This is a genomic window from Pseudomonas sp. DC1.2 (assembly GCF_034351645.1).
Taxonomy (GTDB): Bacteria; Pseudomonadota; Gammaproteobacteria; order Pseudomonadales; family Pseudomonadaceae; genus Aquipseudomonas.
Window position 1 is genome coordinate 1,856,071 of the sequence record NZ_CP133782.1, and the last position, 18,992, is coordinate 1,875,062.

The 18,992-nt window shown below is 57.4% G+C and carries 19 protein-coding genes; 8 read left to right on the forward strand and 11 right to left on the reverse strand.

Going from position 1 to position 18,992, the window contains the following annotated elements; translation table 11 throughout:
* Window positions 1–4 precede the first annotated feature (4 nt).
* The 3 genes from kdpF to RHM68_RS08455 form a co-directional block, all read right to left on the reverse strand.
* Entirely contained in the window at window positions 5–103 is a 99-nt protein-coding gene (gene kdpF / locus RHM68_RS08445; protein ID WP_322221804.1) for a K(+)-transporting ATPase subunit F, read from the reverse strand.
* A 502-nt stretch (window positions 104–605) separates the two neighbouring features.
* Entirely contained in the window at window positions 606–1,742 is a 1,137-nt protein-coding gene (locus RHM68_RS08450; RefSeq protein ID WP_322221806.1) for a catalase family protein, read from the reverse strand.
* Window positions 1,743–1,770: 28 nt separating this feature from the next.
* A complete protein-coding gene (locus RHM68_RS08455; protein WP_322221808.1) occupies window positions 1,771–3,579 on the reverse strand; it encodes a cytochrome c in 1,809 nt (602 codons plus the stop codon).
* Window positions 3,580–3,849: 270 nt separating this feature from the next.
* Here RHM68_RS08455 and RHM68_RS08460 point away from each other — a divergent pair, with 270 nt between their 5' ends.
* The 7 genes from RHM68_RS08460 (at window position 3,850) to RHM68_RS08490 (ending at window position 8,016) form a co-directional block, all read left to right on the forward strand.
* The gene (locus RHM68_RS08460; RefSeq protein ID WP_322221811.1) at window positions 3,850–4,563 is read left to right on the forward strand and encodes an FKBP-type peptidyl-prolyl cis-trans isomerase; all 714 of its coding nucleotides are present in this window, start codon (window positions 3,850–3,852) and stop codon (window positions 4,561–4,563) included.
* Window positions 4,564–4,858: 295 nt separating this feature from the next.
* A complete protein-coding gene (locus RHM68_RS08465; RefSeq protein ID WP_322221814.1) occupies window positions 4,859–5,314 on the forward strand; it encodes a YkvA family protein in 456 nt (151 codons plus the stop codon).
* 114 nt (window positions 5,315–5,428) lie between these two features.
* Window positions 5,429–5,770, forward strand: a complete 342-nt coding sequence (locus RHM68_RS08470) for a helix-turn-helix transcriptional regulator (protein ID WP_322221816.1) — start codon at window positions 5,429–5,431, stop codon at window positions 5,768–5,770.
* Window positions 5,767–6,138 carry a hypothetical protein gene (locus RHM68_RS08475; protein WP_322221819.1) on the forward strand — a complete coding sequence of 124 codons (372 nt, stop codon included), beginning with the start codon at window positions 5,767–5,769 and terminating at the stop codon, window positions 6,136–6,138. The genes RHM68_RS08470 and RHM68_RS08475 overlap by 4 nt, the downstream gene beginning before the upstream one ends.
* A complete protein-coding gene (locus RHM68_RS08480; RefSeq protein WP_322221821.1) occupies window positions 6,139–6,546 on the forward strand; it encodes a sel1 repeat family protein in 408 nt (135 codons plus the stop codon).
* A gap of 165 nt (window positions 6,547–6,711) precedes the next feature.
* Window positions 6,712–7,152, forward strand: coding sequence for a tryptophan-rich sensory protein TspO (gene tspO / locus RHM68_RS08485; protein ID WP_322221823.1), 441 nt, complete (start codon window positions 6,712–6,714; stop codon window positions 7,150–7,152).
* Between the two features lie 711 nt (window positions 7,153–7,863).
* Complete coding sequence (locus tag RHM68_RS08490; protein ID WP_322221825.1) at window positions 7,864–8,016, forward strand: DUF2986 domain-containing protein; 153 nt, start codon at window positions 7,864–7,866, stop codon at window positions 8,014–8,016.
* 167 nt (window positions 8,017–8,183) lie between these two features.
* Here RHM68_RS08490 and RHM68_RS08495 read toward each other — a convergent pair whose 3' ends face one another.
* Together RHM68_RS08495 and RHM68_RS08500 are read right to left on the reverse strand one after the other, a co-directional pair.
* Window positions 8,184–9,974, reverse strand: a complete 1,791-nt coding sequence (locus RHM68_RS08495; protein ID WP_322221827.1) for a bifunctional diguanylate cyclase/phosphodiesterase — start codon at window positions 9,972–9,974, stop codon at window positions 8,184–8,186.
* A gap of 133 nt (window positions 9,975–10,107) precedes the next feature.
* Entirely contained in the window at window positions 10,108–12,189 is a 2,082-nt protein-coding gene (locus tag RHM68_RS08500; RefSeq protein WP_322223735.1) for a carboxy terminal-processing peptidase, read from the reverse strand.
* Window positions 12,190–12,327: 138 nt separating this feature from the next.
* Here RHM68_RS08500 and RHM68_RS08505 point away from each other — a divergent pair, with 138 nt between their 5' ends.
* A complete protein-coding gene (locus RHM68_RS08505) occupies window positions 12,328–13,290 on the forward strand; it encodes a zinc-binding dehydrogenase (protein ID WP_322221829.1) in 963 nt (320 codons plus the stop codon).
* Window positions 13,291–13,384: 94 nt separating this feature from the next.
* On the opposite strand, the gene RHM68_RS08510 is transcribed toward RHM68_RS08505, so the two are convergent.
* The 6 genes from RHM68_RS08510 to RHM68_RS08535 all read right to left on the reverse strand — a co-directional run bounded on the left by RHM68_RS08510 (window position 13,385) and on the right by RHM68_RS08535 (window position 18,676).
* Window positions 13,385–14,038 carry an HAD family hydrolase gene (locus RHM68_RS08510; RefSeq protein ID WP_322221831.1) on the reverse strand — a complete coding sequence of 218 codons (654 nt, stop codon included), beginning with the start codon at window positions 14,036–14,038 and terminating at the stop codon, window positions 13,385–13,387.
* Between the two features lie 34 nt (window positions 14,039–14,072).
* Window positions 14,073–15,062, reverse strand: a complete 990-nt coding sequence (locus RHM68_RS08515; RefSeq protein ID WP_322221833.1) for an ABC transporter ATP-binding protein — start codon at window positions 15,060–15,062, stop codon at window positions 14,073–14,075.
* Entirely contained in the window at window positions 15,059–15,859 is an 801-nt protein-coding gene (locus RHM68_RS08520) for an ABC transporter permease (protein WP_322221835.1), read from the reverse strand. Before RHM68_RS08520 ends, RHM68_RS08515 begins: the two co-directional genes overlap by 4 nt.
* Window positions 15,846–16,691 (reverse strand): ABC transporter permease subunit, encoded by an 846-nt coding sequence (locus RHM68_RS08525; RefSeq protein ID WP_322221838.1) that lies wholly within the window; start codon window positions 16,689–16,691, stop codon window positions 15,846–15,848. The genes RHM68_RS08520 and RHM68_RS08525 overlap by 14 nt, the downstream gene beginning before the upstream one ends.
* Window positions 16,688–17,494: an alkaline phosphatase family protein gene (locus RHM68_RS08530; protein WP_322221840.1), complete on the reverse strand. Its 807-nt coding sequence runs from the start codon at window positions 17,492–17,494 to the stop codon at window positions 16,688–16,690. The genes RHM68_RS08525 and RHM68_RS08530 overlap by 4 nt, the downstream gene beginning before the upstream one ends.
* 114 nt (window positions 17,495–17,608) lie before the next feature.
* Window positions 17,609–18,676 (reverse strand): ABC transporter substrate-binding protein, encoded by a 1,068-nt coding sequence (locus RHM68_RS08535; protein ID WP_322221842.1) that lies wholly within the window; start codon window positions 18,674–18,676, stop codon window positions 17,609–17,611.
* Window positions 18,677–18,992 lie beyond the last annotated feature (316 nt).

Below are 18,992 nucleotides of genomic sequence, written 5' to 3' on the forward strand. Positions count from 1 at the left end.
TTCCTCAGAATTTCTCTGCGCGAATGAGGGCGTAACCCAAATAAGCGAACAGCCCCGCAGCCGTCATGCCGCTGGCGATATAAATGAACTTAAGTGTCAGCACGGTATAACTCCCCTTATTAATAAAAAGACCCAAATGCCCGATAGCGGACGCCGGGAGGTTAAGGGAAGGGGTATCAAGGTCGGGTACTGATTGGAGGCGCCGACGTTAAGACGGCGTAGAGGTTCAGCTGCGTAAGGCCAACGCAAACAAGGGATAACCCGAGTGCGAGTTATCCCTTTAATGTCTGGCTGGGTAAGGCTTTTAATAATCAGCCTATTTGCTTTTCTTCTTTTCTGGTTGGCGGCTGCCGAGATGTTCAAAGCAAAAAGCGGCGGCACCAAACAGTGCAATCATTGACAGGATGATCATGCCTAACGTTGAACTTTCCACAATGACTCCCTACTTGTTTAATGGGTAGGAGGTCACGGTAGTGGCTGGTGAGTAGTGCCTCAATAGGCTCGACGTAATCGTTATGGCAACTCGCCGATTTATACGCGTTCTTTACAACCCCGTTGTCTGACAGTAGAGCGTTTTACAGCGCGGTCTTCGGCGCGTCGAGTGACTATTGCTGCGCATTGCGGCTGTGACGGTAGTCGCTCACGGCTTCGTAAACCGCTTTGCGCAGGCGATTGATACCGCCGATTGGCCGGTGTTCTTCCAGCCCGAACCAGGGATTGAACGACTGGTTGTCACAGCTAAGATTTAGCGCCGGTGTATCGAAGTCCTGGGCGGGGAGGGTGATGGTGGCCACCGTTTCGAACGGTGCATCGCGTTCCAGCCATTCAATGCTGGTGTCTTCAATAGGCATGTACTTCTGCGGATCTTGCCGCTGAATCTGCAAGACAAAGCAGGCCGGCACACGGTCGATGGACAATTGCTGGTTGAGGGCGCTGCGCAGAAAATTTGGCAGGTCCTGATTTTGTTTGGGCAGGGTATACGGCGGGCAGCGTTGCGGATCTGGGGCGACGCGAAACTTCGCGTTGGCGGTGCCGAACTTGTAAGGAGAGACCGAGAAGTAAGTCGTTTGGGTCGCGCTGCTGGGCGGCGGTGACAGGGTTGCCAGTGCGATGAAAAGATGACGAACCTGCCAGCTTCGCGGGTCAAGGCTGGGGAAGAACGCGGTGAGCGTCTGCCCCTCCGCTTGGGCCGCAACGTTCTGACGGTACTCGGCGACATCGCTGACAAAGAAATTCGGGTGGCTGAACATCACAAAATCTTGCTCGCCACTGTGCGGTTGTTTGTTGAGTAACTGCACGCCCGGAACATTGAGCAATTTGATCGCCATGCCTCGGGCATCGCGGATGCTGTCGAATTGCGGATAGGCGTTACCGTTGGACAGGCGAATGTTCGCCTGCCAGGTTTTCCCCGGTTCAGCGAATACACCCTGGCGCAGCTCGGGGAGTAGGTCCGGCAGTACTTGAACGTCGGCGTTCACGCAACCGTGGGCCTTGGCATGAGCGTCGCGTAGGTAACGCGTGTTTTCACGATGCTGGTCGACGATACGCACGGCGGTTTGAATGATGTCCTGAGTCATCGCCGCTTCACCGGATGGAATCTGTTCCTGGGCCGATACCGGGCCGCTGTAGTGCCAGGCGAACCAAGCAGTGCTGAGCGCCCAGCCCAACAGGCCGAAACCGATTATTAGGAGCAGGGCTTTGCCGAGCAGCACACAGAGACGCAACCAGAGAGCGATCAACATGCACGGTTCCTTTTTGCAGCGGCTTCATTCATGGCAGTTGTGACGCTAGCGGGCCACCCAGTGCTTTCAGGTATTCGAGCAGCGCCCAACGTTCTTCGGGTTGCAGCAGGCGACCGATAACCCCATTGCCGCGTTCACCCGAGCGAAACTCGTGGCCGCTGTTATGGTTGCCGGTGAGGCGCGTGTCAAACAGGAAACCGTTGGTAAAGGCCTCCGTGCGATAGCCAAGATGTTGTGGGTCGTATTCGAAGGTACCCTTATAAAACGTGGTTGCGCGCTCATCCTGGGGCGAGAGCAACTGGTAAATGCTGGGCACCGAGCCGTTGTGCAGAAAGGGCGGGGTCGACCACACGCCCGCCAGGGGGCGAGCTTTGTAGGCGCGTAATTCTCGAACCCCGATTGGCAAACCGAAACCGTCCAGGATCGGCTTTTCGGCCAGCGTGACGTTGGCCTGGCGATACGCGCGGTTCTCGACCCATGCTGTGATGTAAGCCAGCCCTGTGGCGACCGACACGCTGCTCAGTTCCAGAGGCTCGGTAGGCGTTGGATGGCGTTGCACATCCAGTTTCGCCAGTTCTGCGGGGGTCCATTGCAGGGCTGTCAGGTCGAAGCGGTGATCGGCAATGTTATTGGCGGCCCCAGGGTCTGTGCCGATCACGGCAATCGGCAACATTTTCAGGTGCTGAACCGGTCGTACTGCGCTCGGGGTGACTGGCGGCACGTGGCAGCCAGCGCAGTTTTCGGTGAACAATTCGCGTCCTTTGGCCGCCCTGTTTTTGTCGATGCTGCCCAACAGTGCTTCCGGCCAGGCCGGCGGCTTAAGTCGTTGCAGGGTTTCTTCTATCAGGTGCAAGTCGCGTACCCGCACGCTAGAGGGGTAGCGATCATCGCCTTTGAGTGGCTTGCCGTCGGCATCGAAGAAACTCAGTGTGGCGCCCACTCCCAGCGCTTCACCGATGTTGCGGGCCATGGGTTGTTGTGCCGAACCGTTCCACTGCACCCAGTCAAAGGTCCATATGTCCCACAGTGGCGGGTAGTCTACCGGGGCGTTGGCGATGCGGTAGTTGTCGGGGGAAATTGCATCGCCAAAGCTGGCGTTGGCGATACGCCCGAACGCGTCGGCGCGGCCGGGACCTTCTTCGGTGGGATAAAGCCCGCGATGGGTATCGTTCCAGGCGACTTTCAAGAAAGTGTCGAGAGAAACCTTGAAGTCATTGCGCAGTTGAGTGTGTCGGGCGTCGTAGTCCTGTCCCAGTACGTTGCGGGCGAAACGTTCAAATTTCCAAGGGTTGTAGTAAGTCGAGAAAAGACTCGCGACCAGGGCTTGACCAAAACTGCCGCCACGCAGGGTTGGCACACTGGAAGGCAGGACATGCTGCGCCGCACCGCCGTCAATACGCAGTGCCTGGCCGTTGAAGTGCAGCTCGCCGGTGTGGCAGGCCGCGCACGTGATGTCGAGGAATTCGTCCTGGCTGCCGGGGTTTTGATGGCGGGCGAAGCCAACGGGCAAGTTACCGGGATTTTTCGGCGTTGCTTGTTGCGCGGGATCAATCAAAAAACCGAAGCGCGCGAGGTACTCGGGTGAGGCGAAGCGCCGCTCGGAGAACGGCAGCTCAAGGGCCTTGAACCAGTCATAGCGAAGCCCTTTAACCTGGGTGCCCTGCGGCGTGAAGTAGAACGTCTGACGATCGTCGGCGCTCCACTGCTCCAGGTAACGCACCTGCTGCACCGGCGAATAGAGCGGTAGTTTCGGGTTGGCCACGTAGTACAGCACGACGGCCAGGCCCAGCCCCAGGACAACAGCGATCAGAATCAGCAAGCGGAGTAAGAGGCGCAAGATAACCGTCCTTGTCGATTTGTAGCTCTCTTATGCCTTGCCTTCCTAGGTGGCGGCAAGAGGCCATTACGCCAGATGTTGTGGGATACGGTATCTCGCTCTGTAAGTCCTGACTGACAGAAGCTTCATCATTCCATTCCTAAAATGCTTTAAAAGACCTGAACTTATCAGACGTTTCCTGCTCTCATGCCGGTAGCCATTGGTCGTGGCCGCCTGATAAGCTCGCGGCTTTACTCGATTGCCCTTTAGGCGCATGAACAAGGAAATAGCATGAAACAGCATCGGTTGGCGGCGGCGGTGGCCCTGGTTAGCCTGGTACTTGCGGGTTGTGATTCGCAGACCAGCGTAGAGCTGAAAACCCCGGCGCAAAAAGCTTCCTACGGGATTGGCCTGAACATGGGCAAAAGCCTGGCTCAGGAAGGCATGGATGACCTGGATTCCAAGGCCGTAGCCCAAGGCATTGAAGATGCCGTCGGCAAGAAAGAACAGAAGCTGAAGGACGACGAACTGGTCGAAGCCTTTGCAGCACTGCAAAAGCGTGCTGAAACACGCATGGCAAAAATGAGCGAAGAGTCGGCAGCCGCCGGCAAGAAATTCCTCGAAGACAACGCCAAGAAGGCAGGTGTGGTGACTACCGCTTCGGGCCTGCAATACGAAGTGGTCAAGAAAGCCGATGGCCCACAGCCTAAGCCGACTGATGTAGTGACCGTTCACTACACCGGCACCCTGACCAATGGCACCGTCTTTGACAGCTCCGTTGAGCGCGGCAGCCCGATCGATCTGCCGGTCAGCGGCGTGATTCCGGGTTGGGTCGAAGGCCTGCAACTGATGCACGTTGGTGAGAAGTACAAACTGTACATCCCTAGCGAACTGGCTTACGGCGCCCAAAGCCCAAGCCCAGCGATTCCAGCCAATTCGGTACTGGTATTCGACTTGGAGCTGCTGGCGATCAAGGATCCAGCCAAACAAGACGCCGCCAAGTAAACGTCGTCTGCTGTAAAAGCGACGCCCCGCTATATGCGGGGCGTTGTTGTATCTGGCGTTTGGCAAAGTGCAAAGAAAGCGAACGGATGAGGTAGGCTGCAGTCATAGCCACTGTGGAGACCGTCGCTAGACGCACCTTGGCGCCAAGTCAATGAAATCTTGGGTTTTTTTATGTGAGTAAAAAACGCCCGATCTGAGTTGAGCCCTTATGAAACGTGGCTCTCAGCCGGTAAATGCAGCTCTGTTCACAAGGTTATCCACAATTTGTGTGGATAACATTTCAGCGGGAGGAAAGATGAAAGCACCCTGGAATTTCATTCGCTTCCTGCCTTTGGCTGGGCGCTTGCTGGCCCGAGGCCGGTTGCCGACCCTGTTGTTCGCCGTGGCCAGCAAGGGCGCTAGCCAAGGCAACCGCTTGGGTAAGCTCAAAGATGACCTGCGCCTGCTACAGGCGCTGTGCCTGGCCTACTGGCGCGGCGAGTATCGGGCCATCAGCCGCAAATCGATTCTGATTGTGGTAGCCGGGCTGATGTACTTTCTCAGCCCACTCGATGCGATCCCTGATTTCATCCCTGTATTTGGCATGCTCGATGACATTGCCGTGCTGGCTTGGGTCATGAAAACCCTCGATGATGAACTCAGCGCGTTCCGCGCCTGGCGCAATCTTCAACTGCCGGAGAAGTTGGCTGCTGTCGAGCGCTTGCCTGATAATCCCGAGCAGCTTCAGCTTCAGGGGTCGAAAGAAAGCTGATTCGATGCAGCTTCCGCCGTAGATTCATACCCCCAGCGACCTTGGCCGCTGTTAGGATTACACTTCAAGGGAAAAGTGCCGACTCGCTAAGTGTCGTGGTCCTACGGGGAAGTCATGGATATTCAGATAATCACACGCGAAGGCGAACCCGAATATGCGGTTCTGCCGTGGGCTCAGTATCAGGCTTTACTCAAAGCAGCAGGTATCAACGAGCACCCGCCACGAGACGCCACAGTGCGTCAGGCGGTCTCTCCCAACCAGGTACTTCCAGGCCTGGAGCAACTCCGCAGTTTGCGCGAAGGGAAGGGCATCGCCATCGAGGCGCTGGCCCGCACGGTAGGCATCAGCCCGTCTTATCTGGCCTTGATCGAAAGTGGCGAGCGTCAACCCGACGCTGCGATCCGCCGCAGCCTGGCTTGGGAATTGACGGTGCCAGGGTGGAGGGATGAATCGTGAGCGTCCGTATCAGTCGTCAACATTGGGATGGTTTGCTCGGCGAGTTGGACCAGGCACGCCGCCAGCGTCATCTGCTGACTTATCGTGCGTTGCTGGAGCGTTTGCAATTGCCCACGCCGGCCATGCAAACCCTGACGGCTGCCCTTGAGCACCTTGCCGCACTGGATGCCAAGGCCGAGCAGCCGCTGCGCAGTTCTCTGGTGATTAGTCAGGGCGCCAGCCGTCTGCCGCGCACCGGGTTCTTTGAATGCGTGGAGCGGCTGGGGCGTTTTTCCGGGCCGTCCGACGGTGTCGCGGCTGCCTCCTGGCATGCGTCGGAAGTGGTGCGTGTGTTCGAATACGATTACCCCGAGTCGGCGGAAGCCTGAGTGGTGTTGCGGCTCAAGGCGCGGGCTAGCTACTGGCTCGCCCGCAGGCTGTTTCACTGGTCTTGGTTTGTTCGTCAGCCCCGAGGCTGGAGCTGGCTTGAAGGCCAATTCGCACGGATGGCGAATCTGGGCGATGTCGGTGCGCAGAGTTTCTATGGGCACATCCTGACCTTTCGCGGTAGCGGCCTTGGGGCTCGTGAGGAAGGTCTGCGCTTGTTGCGCCTGGCGGCGTTGGCGGGCGATGGCAAAGCAGCGTATCAGGTCGGTGTGATCAGTTTGGCCGGGACGCTGAGCAAAGCATCGGACCCGGTGGAGGCCGCGCGGTTTTGGCGCATTGCTTTAAAGGCCGGGCATCCGTTGGCCGAGATCAAATTGAAAGCGTTGGCGAGTGACGGATTTACGCAGTGATCCGATGAGTGTTTGAGCCGCGCACGTGGCCGGAGTGAGTCCCGACGATGAGCAGAGAAATGTCGTCCATCAATCCAAACTTTTCGCTTCACTGAGCGTCCTTTCTTTAGCGCTGCCTATGTGGTGCTGCAACCCCAGACAGCTGAACCCAGCTAAGGACAGATGATGACTTTTTTTATTTTTCTCTTGGCCTGCGTTGCGGCGGCGAGCACTGGCATCCTTTTCAAACCGGGCCCGTGGTACGACGCTCTCGTTAAACCCAGCTTCACGCCCCCTAACTGGCTGTTTCCGGTGGCTTGGTCGATTATCTATCTGTTGCTCGCGTGGGCTGGTTACCGGTTGACCCTGCTACCAGGAAGTCAGATGGTTCTGGCTTTATGGGCGGCGCAGATTGCACTGAATACGTTGTGGACACCGGTGTTCTTCAGTGCGCATCGCTTGTTCGCCGGTATGGTGATCCTGACGCTGCTCTGGCTTGTGGTCGCTGCAATGGTGGTGATGGCCTTTCAGCTGGACGTGATCACTGGGTTAATCCTGCTGCCTTACCTTGCTTGGCTTTGCGTCGCTGGCGCGCTGAATTTTTCTATCCTGCGTAATAATCACTGATTCGATATTCCTTGATTTCACCTAGGGCGCCCACATGCTCACTCGTCGACGACTCCGAGTGCGCGGTAAGACCAGCGAAGTCACGTTCCTGACACAAACACTATGAAAACCATTCGAAAAACTTTCCAATCCGCTGTGCAGTCTCGAACCCCGCATGACTACAAAAAATAGCGACGAGAACAAGCGTGAGTCCGGGCAGGAGAAAAACCAGAGTCACCCCCCCACCCCAGCCCCCACCCCAAAAAAACAACATACCCACAACACTGCAACCACAGCCTGTCCACAGTACGTGTCTGCGCTCTCTAGCCTGATCAGGGTGTTTTTCAAACATGAATTTTTCTTCCTTGGGTATTAGTTTGTGAGAGGTTGCTTACCATCGGGCCAACCTATAACTTCAGCCCAACTTTACTGGGTAACGGCGCCGAAGTGATCTTGTGTGACTCAGGTAGGCAGCCACCTGGCGCGGAGGAGGGACACCTCACGGTGAGTTGCTGCTGTCCGAAAAGCAGCTCAATGTCGAACCAGGTTGGCGTTGATGCCTTGGCGCAACGCTACCCAGGACATCGACACGCCAGGTTGCAGCCATTGCTGGCCGCGCCTTCGAAATGAGGGCGGCCCAAATCGATGCCTATGCGCTCAGAGCCTGCCAAATCGATCGAGTTAGATATTTAAGCTGACATTCTTCAAACATTTACAAGCCGAGTAGAAAATATGAATCGTCAAAAAAAAATAAAGCAGCTATTGAAGGCGCACGCGAAAAAGGCGAGTGCCAAATTGGCACCGCCAAGCAAGTCTAAGTACATTAGTAAAGCTGACCGGTTAAAACTGGCTGATCACGACTCAATCATTGCTTGCGAGAGCTAATCTATCAGGCCAGTTTCCCTCCCGGAAAACTGCTTCATGGCGCGTACCGGCAACGGCGTACTCCCCCCTCAGACACCCGGTCGATTGTCTCCAATCGGGGTGCCGACCCACGCGCACGAACGATCAGCGTTGTAGCGCGACGCTTGCCCGCGACGGCGAGTGCCCTGTCACTGTTGACCCATCAGCCCTTCGGTCTCACGCGCAGGCACCGCCAGAGTGTCAATCACATGCACGCTATAGCCCGGCACGTTCTTCGCGTGGTGCTTGGCCTGTGACGCCATCTCGGCCAATAGGCTTGCATCAAGCCCTGCGCATGCCTCGGGGTGCAAATGCACGACACCGATCGACAGCGACAGCAAGGGAAACTCTTGCCGGGCGCCTTGGCGGTTGAGTGCGATGAAGCAGCCGGCTTCAAGGTGTTCGCTACGGTAAAAGCGCCGGCACTGACTGTGGAAATCATCGAGTAGCTGGTTCAGGCGCTTGCGCCAGTCATCCGGCCCAAGCACCATCAGAAAATCGTCGCCGCCGATGTGCCCGACGAAGTCGCGGGACGGATCGACCCGGTCGTTCAGGCATTGCGCCAGGCACAGCAGCACTTCATCGCCACGCCCATAGCCGTAGATATCATTGAAGGGTTTGAAGCTGTCGATGTCTACGTAGCAGATCACCGACTCACGTGCCTGTTGCAGCAAGCGGGTCAGGCATTGCTGGATCGGTACGTTGCCTGGCAGCAGGGTCAGCGGGTTGGCATAGCGGGCCTGTTGAATTTTCAGTTCAGTGATCAGTTTGAGCACGTCGATTACTCGGCCCAATCCCAGGTAGGCACCATTGAGGGTGATGATGAAGTCTTCTTCGATCCTTTGACGGGCGCGGCTGGTGATCAAGCGACTAACCTGTTGCAGTGACTGGCTCATCTCCACTGCGAGGAAATCGTCGCTCATCAATCGGCTGATCGGCTTGCGTGCGAACAGGTCGGTAGCAAAGGGCTTGAGCAGGACGTCTGAGAGCGAGTGGCGGTGAACGATGCCGCAAGGCTGGCCTTGGTCGTCGAGCACCGCCAGCGAGTTCAGGTTGGCTTGGCGGCGAAATGCTTCCAATACCGTGGCGGTCGGCGTGTCGCGGGCGACCGCCGGCTGATCGTTGAGCAGGGGGCTGAGGTCGCTGCCTTCGTCGTTCAGTGCCACTGCATTGCTGTCGTGTTTTGGCATCAGGTTCCGGGCATCGCGGGGCGGATGCTCCTGGGGCCGGCAGAGCAGATAGCCCTGGACCAAATCAACGCCCATCTCTGTCAGCACCGCCAGCTCTTCCGGCAGTTCAATGCCCTCGGCGATTACCTTGGCCCTGGAAGCTTTGGCGATTTGCAGGATGGAACCGACGAACTCACGCTTGAGGGCGTCTTGATGGATACCGTCGATGAAGTGTCGGTCGATTTTTACGTAGTCCGGGCGTAACTCTGACCACAAACGCAAACTCGAATAACCGGCGCCCAAGTCGTCCAGTGCAATGGAAAACCCCATCGCCCGGTAGTGATGCAAAGCGTTTTGCAGTAATTGAAAGTCGTCGGTCGGGGTCTGTTCGGTGAGTTCGATGACGACCTGACTTGGCGAGATGCCGAAATCCTGCAGCAGTTGCAGCGTGCGCCCCGGCTGGTGTGACGTCTCCAGTAAGGATTCTGGCGAGACGTTAATGAATAATTTGCCGGGCAATTGCTGGTCGTTGAAACGGCGGCAAGCGCTTTGGCGGCACGCGATTTCCAGTTCGCTCAGGCGACCGGACTGGCGGGCCACGGCAAATAACGCGACGGGCGAGTGCAGCGGGCTATTAGAGGGGCCGCGACTGAGCGCTTCGTAACCGAGGATACGTCGTTCAGAAAGGCAAATGATCGGCTGGAACAGACTGTGCAAACTGCTTTGAGCCAGAATGGAACTCAAGGCACTCAGCTGTTCGGTTGTGGTCATGGCGTTCTCTGGCGATAAAAAAAGGACTGGGCGTGTACTCGTTCAACGAGCCGCGCCCAGTCCTGTATTTCACGACAGAATGATGACTGTTTGATGACGCTCCGAGGAGCGTCAGCATTAAATTGCCATCACCTTAGTGCTTTGCCACCTGATTACTCAATTTCAAGTAATCCAGCAGTACACGCCCGGTCTCGCTGAGGTAGGCGTCGTCTTCCGGTTTGATTTTGTCCGGCTCTGCCGCGAGTGCATCTTCGTCTTCTTTCTTCAGCTCTTTGAGCGGTTCTTCACCCTTGGCCTTGCGACGCATGTTTTCCATGACCAGTTGCTTGGCATCGATATCGGCATGCTGAGCACGACGGTCGGCTTCGTTGAGGCTGACGGTTTTTTCTTCCATCAGCTTCTTGGCCAGCGCCAGCTTGTCACGGATGAACACGAACTCCGCGTCCTTCGTCGAGCGCAGGTCATGTTCGGACTTGAGTTGGGCAATGTACGGTTTGAATGGGTCAACCGCCGGCTTGATTGCCGGTTTGATGGTGTCCCACGGCATGGCTTCCGGCAGTGCGCTCTCGCCGATTTCCTTGGTGTCGATGATCGACGGGAAATCCACATCCGGCAGTACGCCCTGATGCTGGGTGCTCTGACCGGATACTCGGTAGAACTTGGCCAGAGTCAGTTTCAGTTCGCCATGATTGAGCGGCTGAATAGTCTGTACGGTGCCTTTACCGAAGGTCTGGCCGCCGATGATCAGCGCGCGATGGTAGTCCTGCATGGCGCCGGCAAAAATCTCTGAAGCCGAAGCGGACAAGCGATTAACCAGCAACGCCATCGGGCCTTTGTAGAACGCCCCCGGGTTTTCATCTTCCAGCACATCGACCCGGCCATCGGCATTACGCACGAGTACGGTCGGACCTTTGTCGATGAACAGACTGGTCAGCTCAGTGGCTTCCTGCAAAGAGCCACCACCGTTGTTGCGCAGGTCGATCACAACCCCATCAACCTTGTCTTTCTGCAACTCGGTCAGCAGCTTCTTGACGTCGCGCGTGGTGCTCTTGTAGTCCGGATCACCGGCACGGAAGGCCTTGAAGTCTAGATAGAAGGCCGGGATCTCGATGACGCCGAGCTTGTAGTCCTTGCCATCCTGTTTGAGGTTGAGAATCGACTTCTTAACCGCCTGATCTTCAAGCTTCACCGCTTCGCGAGTGATCGACACGATCTTGGTGGTCTGGTCGCTTGGGGCATTGCTGGCCGGAATCACTTCCAGACGCACGACGGTGCCTTTCGGTCCACGTATCAGCTTGACCACTTCGTCGAGGCGCCAGCCGACCACGTCGACCATTTCCTTGTTGTCCTGGGCCACGCCGATGATCTTGTCTGCCGGTGCGACTTGCTTGGTTTTGTCCGCCGGGCCGGCCGGAACCAGACGCACGACTTTGACTTGGTCGTTGTCGCTCTGCAACACGGCACCAATCCCCTCAAGGGACAGGCTCATGTTGATGTCGAAGTTCTCCGCGTTATCCGGTGACAGATAGTTGGTGTGCGGGTCGTAGGACATGGCGAAGGTGTTTATGTACGCCTGGAAGATATCTTCCGGACGGGTCTGGTCCAGGCGCGCCAACTGGTTCTTGTAGCGCTTGGTCAGGGTGTCCTGAATCTGCTTGGGCTCTTTGCCGGCGATCTTCATCCGTAGCACTTCGTCCTTGACGCGTTTGCGCCACAGGTCGTCGAGCTCTGCGTTGGACTTGAGCCACGCGGCGTCCTTGCGATCAATCAGCAAGGTTTCCTTGGCAGTGAAGTCGATTTTGTCGACACCCTTGTTCAACTCCCCAAGGGCAAAGTCCAGGCGCGATTTGACGCGGTCCAGATAGCGCTTGTAGATAGTGAACGCGGCGTTCAGGTCGCCGCTTTTGAGGAAGTCGTCAAACTGGGTTTTCCATTTGTCGAATTCGGCAATGTCGCTGGCCAGGAAGTAACTGCGCGAGGGATCCAACAGCTTGAGGTAGCTGTCATAGATGATCACCGAGCGGGCATCATCCAGAGGCGGCTTGCTGTAGTGATGACGCTTGAGCAATTCGACGACGTTCAGACTGGCGATCACTTCGTCACGATCAGGCTGAAGGTTGTCCCAGCTATTGGCGGCAAACGTATTGCTCGACATCGGCAACAGGCCGATACCGATGAAAAGGGCTAGGGCGGTACTAGGGAACAAATGCTTCATGCTGATTCGACGCGGGGACAATTGATCACGCATATTAGGCCGTCTTTAAAGTCGCCGGTACCACGAGGGCCGGCCGCATAATGCAAAAAGCCCGACGCTACAGCAACGGGCTCAGTCCAGACTCACTATGGAGGCACTGTGAAAGCATTGCAAGGCGTTGAAGGTCATGTGGAGTGGGTTGAAGAGCCGAGTCCTGCGTGTGATGCAGGGCAAGTTCGGATTCGTGTGGCGGCGGCGGGCCTCAATCGCGCCGACCTGTTACAGAAGGCCGGTCTTTATCCGCCACCGCCAGGGGCCAGTCATGTCCTGGGGCTGGAGTGTTCCGGGGTCATCAGCGAGGTCGGACCGGGCTCCGCCTGGCAGGTGGGTGACCGTGTCTGTGCCTTGCTGGCTGGGGGCGGCATGGCCCAGGAAGTGGTTGTCGACGGACGGCACGTACTGCCGGTTCCTGACGGTTTGTCGCTGGTAGAAGCTGCCGCGCTGCCGGAGGTTTACGCCACCGTTTGGTTGAATGTGTTTCAACTGGCGGCGCTCAAACCGGGTGAGAAAGTGCTGTTGCACGCCGGCGCAAGTGGCATTGGTTCAGCGGCCATTCAGTTGTGCAAGGCGTTTGGTAATCCATGTTGGGTCAGCGTCGGTTCTGCCGAGCGCCTGGCCTACTGCGAAGCGCTCGGTGCCCAGGGTGGGGTGGTACGCACGGGGGATTTGGAGAGTTTGAACGACTTGGGGCCGTTCGATGTGATTCTTGACCCGGTCGGGGCGAACTATGCGGCGCTGAACCTCAAGCTGTTGGCGCGCGATGGTCGATGGGTGCTGATTGGTTTGATGGGAGGACGTGAGGCGAAATTGGACCTGGCGCAGGTATTGGCCAAGCGAGTGCAGCTACTCGGTTCGACATTGCGTAGCCGCGACGATCAGTTCAAGGCTGATCTGCTGAGCGACGTGGGCCAGTATGTCTGGCCGTTGTTCGCTGAAGGACGCCTCAGCCCGCAATTGGCCAGGACCTTCGCGATCAAAGACGCCGAATCGGCGTTTGCCGAGCTGGCGAGCAATAACGTTTCAGGGAAACTGGTGTTGGTGATTGACGACAGTTTGACCTGATTTGTGTGGGTGCTTGCTCGCGATGCAGACCACGCGGTTTTGAAAAACCGCGCTATCGATCATCGCGAGCAGCCTCGCTCTCGCGGTTGGGGCGTTACTTCCAGAGGTGAATCGGCCAGCCGGCTTTTTCGGCGTGTTCGAGCAACACCGGGTCAGGGTTGACCACGTGCGGGAAGTCCACTTTCAACAGCAACGGCAAGTCATTGCGTGAGTCTGAGTAGAAGCTTGCGCCCTCAAGGTTTTCCTCTTCCGCATCCAGCCATTCCAGCAAGCGAGTGATCTTGCCCTCGCGGTAGGTCAGGGTGCCGACGGTATTGCCGCTGTACACACCGTGCGTCACCTCGAGTTCGATCCCGAGGACCTCGTCGATGCCCAGGCGATCGGCAATCGGACGCACCAAATGAGTACCCGACGCCGAGATCACCAAAATTCGATCACCGGCCTTGCGGTGAGCGGCGATGATTTTGGTGGCGTCACTGAAAATAATCGGTTCGATAAAATCTTCTACCCACGGCCCCACCAGGTGCTCTACCTCCTCGGGTGTGCGACCGATCATGGGTTCCAGGCTGAAGGTCATGTAGTCCTCCATGCGCAATTTACCCTGGCTGTAAGCGTCCATCAGTTGAGTGTTCTGATGCATGAACGACTCGGGGTCGACCCAGCCCAGCCGACCCATCTGTTCGCTCCAGAGGGTGGCGCAGTCGCCGTGGATCAGGGTTTCGTCCAGATCAAAAATTGCCAGGGCCATCAGTGCAGTTCTCTCTTCAACATCAGCAAAGGCATCAGGCTACCTCACACAGGGCCGTCGGATCGATGGAAAGCGCCAGGCGTTGACCATCGGGATGCAGATCGGCCGCCGAGCGGTTTAGCACATCCACCACCAATTCCACGCCTCGGGCTTCGACCCGGTAGCGAATCACATTGCCCAACAGGCTGTGGCTACGAATCTGTGCGTCGAGGGTGCCGTTAAGGCTCAGCTCGATGGCCTCCGGGCGAATTGCAATGCGCCCGGTGATTGGCCGTTGCAGCAATTTCGTCGCGCTGTCGGCGTCCAGCAAGTTGTAGTTGCCGATGAAACCTGCGGCAAAAACATCCACTGGCGCAGTGTAAAGGGTCTCTGCGTCTCCGCTTTGTACGATCTTTCCCTGATTCATCAGGAAAATTCGGTCGGACATCGTCAGGGCTTCCTCCTGATCGTGTGTGACGAAAATCGTGGTCAGGCCGAGTTCGCGCTGGATCTGACGGATCTGCTCGCGCAGGTGTTTGCGAATGCGTGCATCGAGCGCCGACAGTGGCTCGTCCAGCAGCAACAGCCTGGGGCGGGTGACCAGCGACCGTGCCAGCGCCACGCGCTGGCATTGGCCGCCGGACAGTTGATGCGGATAGCGCGCGGCGAAGTCGTTGAGTTCCACCAGTTTCAGTACGTCGGTCACGCGTTTGTGGCTGTCGTCGGCGTTGACCTTTTGCATGCGCAAGCCGAAGGCGACGTTTTGCTCTACGGTCATGTTGGGGAACAGCGCGTAGCTCTGGAACACCATGCCGATCCCGCGTTTCTGCGGGCTCAGCGGCACCAGGTCGACGCCGTCGAGCAGAATATGCCCTCCATCCACCGAGGTCAGCCCGGCGATACAGCGCAGCAGTGTGGATTTACCGCAGCCGGATGGGCCGAGCAGCGTGACGAATTCACCTTTCTGGATTTCGCAGTTGATGTCGCTGAAAACGGTGGTGCCTGCGTAGTTTTTTTGCAGGTGTTGGACGCTGACATAGCTCATTCGCTTTTGTCCTTGTTCAAGATGTTGGCGGCCCAGGTCAGCACCAGCACGAAGAAGAAATAGGAGATCACTAGCGCACTGGTGAAGTGGCCGCTGCTGTTGCGCATGTTGTTGAGGTAGACCTGCAACGTTTCGTAGCGCGTGCCGACGAGGATGTTGGCGAACACGAACTCACCAAACAGGAACGAGAACGACAGCAGTAACGCTACCATCAGGCCCTTGCGCAGGTTCGGCAGCACCACCAGAAACGCCGCTTGCCAGGTGCTTGCGCCGAGCAGTTGGGCGGCGTCCATCAAGTCGCGCAGGTTGATTGCCTGAAGGTTGTTGGTGATTGCCCGGTACATGAAGGGCAGTGCCACGGTGAAGTAGCAACCGATCAGAATCCACGGCGTGCCAACCATCGCGAACGGCCCTGAACCATAGAGCTGCAACAGCCCCACGGACGACACCACGGGCGGCACCGCGAAAGGCAGCAGGATCAGGATGTTCATCAGCGCATCAAGTTTCGGGAAGTGGTAATGCACGACGAATAGCAGCGGCAGAATCAGTACCACCGACAGAATCAATGAGCCGACGCAGACCAGCAGCGATTGCCCGAAGGCATTGAGAAAGCGCGGATCGCTCCACAGCTGCACGTACCATTTGAACGTGAAGCCACTGGGTAAAATGGTTGCTGACCAACTGCTGGCGATCGAGTAGACCAGTGTCCCGAGCAACGGCAGCAACAGAATGGCAAATAGCACATACACCACGACGCGGTGGTAGATACCGACGGGGCCCAGTTCAGCGCGAGACATGGTAGCTCCTCTTCAACAGCAACTGATGCACGATGGTCACCAGGGTCATCAACGCCACCAGCACGACGGCCAGGGCACTGGCCATGTTTGGGTCCAAAGAAATATCGCCGGAGACCATCGCCGCGATGCGAATCGGCAGTACGTTAAAGTTGCCGGTGGTCAGGGCGTACACCGTGGCGTAGGCGCCGAGTGCATTCGCCAGCAGGATCACGAACGTTCCCAGCAGCGCTGGGGTCAGCACCGGTAAGCCGATGTGCCGCCAGAATTGCCAGCCGTTAGCGCCCAGAAGTTCGGCGGACTCGCGCCAGTCTTCGCGCAAGGCATCGAAGGCCGGATAGAGCAGCAGCACGCCCAAGGGAATCTGGAAGTAGGTGTAGAGAATGATCAGGCCGGTTTTCGAGTACAGGTTGAAATCCTGAATGATCCCCGCCTGCTTGAGCATGATGGTGATGCTACCGTTGAAGCCCAGCAGGATGATGAACGCGAAGGCCAATGGCACGCCGGCAAAGTTGCTGGTCATGTTGGCGAAGGCGTTGACGAAGTTGCGTAGTTTTGAGTCGACCCGGCGCAAGGAGTAGGCGCCGAGCACGGCGATAATGATCCCGAATACGCTGGACCAGAAACTGATCTCCAGGCTGTACTGAATCGCTTGCAGGTAAAACTTCGAACTGAAGATTTTGCTGAAGTTCGCCAGGCCCCAGCCGAACTCTTCCGATTGCAAACTGTTGATCAGCACCCAGAACAGCGGGGCGATCTGGAACACGATGAAGACAATCGCGAAGGGCACCAGGCATAACGCTGCCAGCCATTTACCGCGGGTAATGGAATTCACTTGAGCAGCTCCCGGCACACAGGTTTGTCGTGCGCCACACCCAGCAGTTCACAGACGGTGCCGCAAATGTCGGTCTGCTTCGGCGCGGCGCTGGCGTTGAAACTGAAGGCGTCGCCCAGGACGAACAGCGGCACTTCGCGTTCTTCTGGCAACAAGCCGTTGTGGGAGCGGTCGTTGTTCATGCCGTGGTCGGCGGTCACCAGCACCTGGTAGCCGGCGTCGAGCCAGCCTTGCAGGTAGTCAGCCAACACAATGTCGGCCGAGCGGGCGCTGTTGCGGTACTGCGGGGTATCGAGGCCGTGCTTGTGCCCGGCGTCGTCGATGTTCATGGGGTGTACCAGCAGAAAGTTCGGCGTGTGCCGCAGACGCAGGTTTTCCGCGTCGGCGAACAGATGCGAGTCGGGGTAGTGATCGTTCCAGTAGAAATGACCGTGCTGGATCGGCAACTGCGGGTCGTCGGTGTGACGATCCCGTGCGGCGACGAACGGCGAACGGTTATACAACTCGCTGACCCAATGATAAGCCGCAGCGGCGGTCGTAAGGCCGGCCTCTGCGGCGTAGTGATAGATGCTGCGCTGATTGGACAGGCGCGAGACATTGTTATGGACGATGCCGCTATCGATCGGTGTGACGCCGGTCAGGATGCATTCATATAGCGGTCGGGACAGGGCCGGCAGTTCGCACTCCAGTTTGTAGAGTGCCGCGCGTCCTGCGCCAACGTAAGCCTGCAGGTGCCCCATGGCGTGGCGCGCAACCTCGTAGTTGAGGCCGTCGAGCACGACAAGGATGACGTTGTGCTTCATAGGGGCAAAAACTCCGCGAAACAGATAGTCGCAATTCACTCGGTCCACGGTGGGAGCGAGCCTGCTCGCTCCCACCGTGATCTCCATTAGCCCGCCAAGCGGCGGACTACCGCGTTATTGCATATTGATAATGACTTCTTCCTGCCACTTCTGAGGCAGTGCCTTGGAGGTCTTTTCCCATGCGTCGGCATCTTTGATTGGTGTTACTTTTTTGTACTGCTCGTTCGGCAGCAGCTTGGCTTTCACGTCTTCCGGCAGGGTCAGGTGGTCAGCGCGGATTGGACGAGCATTGCCGCGCGCCAGGTTGGTCTGGCCGGCGTCGCTGAAGATGTACTCGCGAGTCAGCTTGGCGGCGTTCGGGTGTTTGGCGTACTTGTTGATAATGGTGGTGTAGCCGGAGATCACCGAACCATCGGACGGGATCAGCACGATGTAGTCCTCAGGGTTGGCCATTTTGGCCTTGTAGCTCAGGCCGTTGAAGTCCCAGACCACGCCGACTTCCACTTCACCTTTTTCCATGGTGGCGATGGTCGGGTTGGCGAGCGACAGACGACCCTGCTTGGCGATCTCAGCAAACATCAGCAGCGCAGGCTGGATGTTTTTTTCGTCGCCACCGTTGGCCAGTGCTGCAGCCAGGACGCCGTTGGCGGCTTGAGCAGCGGTGCTCACGTCGCCGATGGACACTTTGTATTTGCCGGTTTTCAGATCAGCCCAACTTTTCGGTGCTTCAGAACCGTGCAGCAGCTTTTTGTTAACAATGAACGCGATGGTCCCGGTGTACGCCAAGGCCCAGTTGCCGTCCTTGTCTTTCGCCCAGTCCGGGACTTGTGCCCAGGTGGTTGGCTTGTACGGTTGAGTCACGCCCTGTTTGACGGCTATCGGGCCAAAAGCGGCGCCCACGTCGCCGATGTCGGCACTGGCGTTGTCTTTTTCAGCGGCGAACTTGGCCACTTCCTGCGCCGAACTCATGTCAGTGTCGATGTGCTTCAGGCCGTAGGTCTTGGCCAGGTCATCCCACGTACCTTTCCAGTTGGCCCAGTCATCGGGCATGCCGACGCTGTTGACTGCGCCTTCCGCTTTCGCAGCGGCTTCGAGGGTTTTCAAATCCGTATCAGCGGCCATGGCGGCGGTGCACATGGCAATGGTCGAGCCTAACAGTGATGCCAGGAAAAGCTGTTTCATCCGAAGCTCCTTTGGGCGTTTTCACGCTGCGATTGCGGTTGTGTTGGTCTAGGTCAGCAATACCTGAGCCAATTTAGGCGGCTTGGATGACATTTTGATGTCGGCCCCCAGCCAGCCGGTATTTTTTACGCTTGAATACTCAGGGTGCGAGATAAGCGTAGACCATGGCTAAAGGGCTGATATGAAAGGACTTGGCCGTGAAATTGCAGGTGTCTGGTGCAACCGTTCGGCGCCTTTGTCATCTGCCAGTCATATGCAGTGCCTAGGCTTGCAGTCAGTTGATGGAGCCGGTTTAGCTCGCGGTTCTGCCCCGAAA

Excerpts from the sequence above, each read along its gene's own strand:
- RHM68_RS08450 (WP_322221806.1), bottom strand. The coding sequence starts at position 1,742 with ATGTTGATCGCTCTCTGGTTGCGTCTCTGTGTGCTGCTCGGCAAAGCC.
- RHM68_RS08460 (WP_322221811.1), top strand. The coding sequence starts at position 3,850 with ATGAAACAGCATCGGTTGGCGGCGGCGGTGGCCCTGGTTAGCCTGGTA.
- RHM68_RS08465 (WP_322221814.1), top strand. The coding sequence starts at position 4,859 with ATGAAAGCACCCTGGAATTTCATTCGCTTCCTGCCTTTGGCTGGGCGC.
- RHM68_RS08470 (WP_322221816.1), top strand. The coding sequence starts at position 5,429 with ATGGATATTCAGATAATCACACGCGAAGGCGAACCCGAATATGCGGTT.
- tspO (WP_322221823.1), top strand. The coding sequence starts at position 6,712 with ATGACTTTTTTTATTTTTCTCTTGGCCTGCGTTGCGGCGGCGAGCACT.
- RHM68_RS08490 (WP_322221825.1), top strand. The coding sequence starts at position 7,864 with ATGAATCGTCAAAAAAAAATAAAGCAGCTATTGAAGGCGCACGCGAAA.
- RHM68_RS08495 (WP_322221827.1), bottom strand. The coding sequence starts at position 9,974 with ATGACCACAACCGAACAGCTGAGTGCCTTGAGTTCCATTCTGGCTCAA.
- RHM68_RS08500 (WP_322223735.1), bottom strand. The coding sequence starts at position 12,189 with ATGAAGCATTTGTTCCCTAGTACCGCCCTAGCCCTTTTCATCGGTATC.
- RHM68_RS08510 (WP_322221831.1), bottom strand. The coding sequence starts at position 14,038 with ATGGCCCTGGCAATTTTTGATCTGGACGAAACCCTGATCCACGGCGAC.
- RHM68_RS08515 (WP_322221833.1), bottom strand. The coding sequence starts at position 15,062 with ATGAGCTATGTCAGCGTCCAACACCTGCAAAAAAACTACGCAGGCACC.
- RHM68_RS08520 (WP_322221835.1), bottom strand. The coding sequence starts at position 15,859 with ATGTCTCGCGCTGAACTGGGCCCCGTCGGTATCTACCACCGCGTCGTG.
- RHM68_RS08530 (WP_322221840.1), bottom strand. The coding sequence starts at position 17,494 with ATGAAGCACAACGTCATCCTTGTCGTGCTCGACGGCCTCAACTACGAG.
- RHM68_RS08535 (WP_322221842.1), bottom strand. The coding sequence starts at position 18,676 with ATGAAACAGCTTTTCCTGGCATCACTGTTAGGCTCGACCATTGCCATG.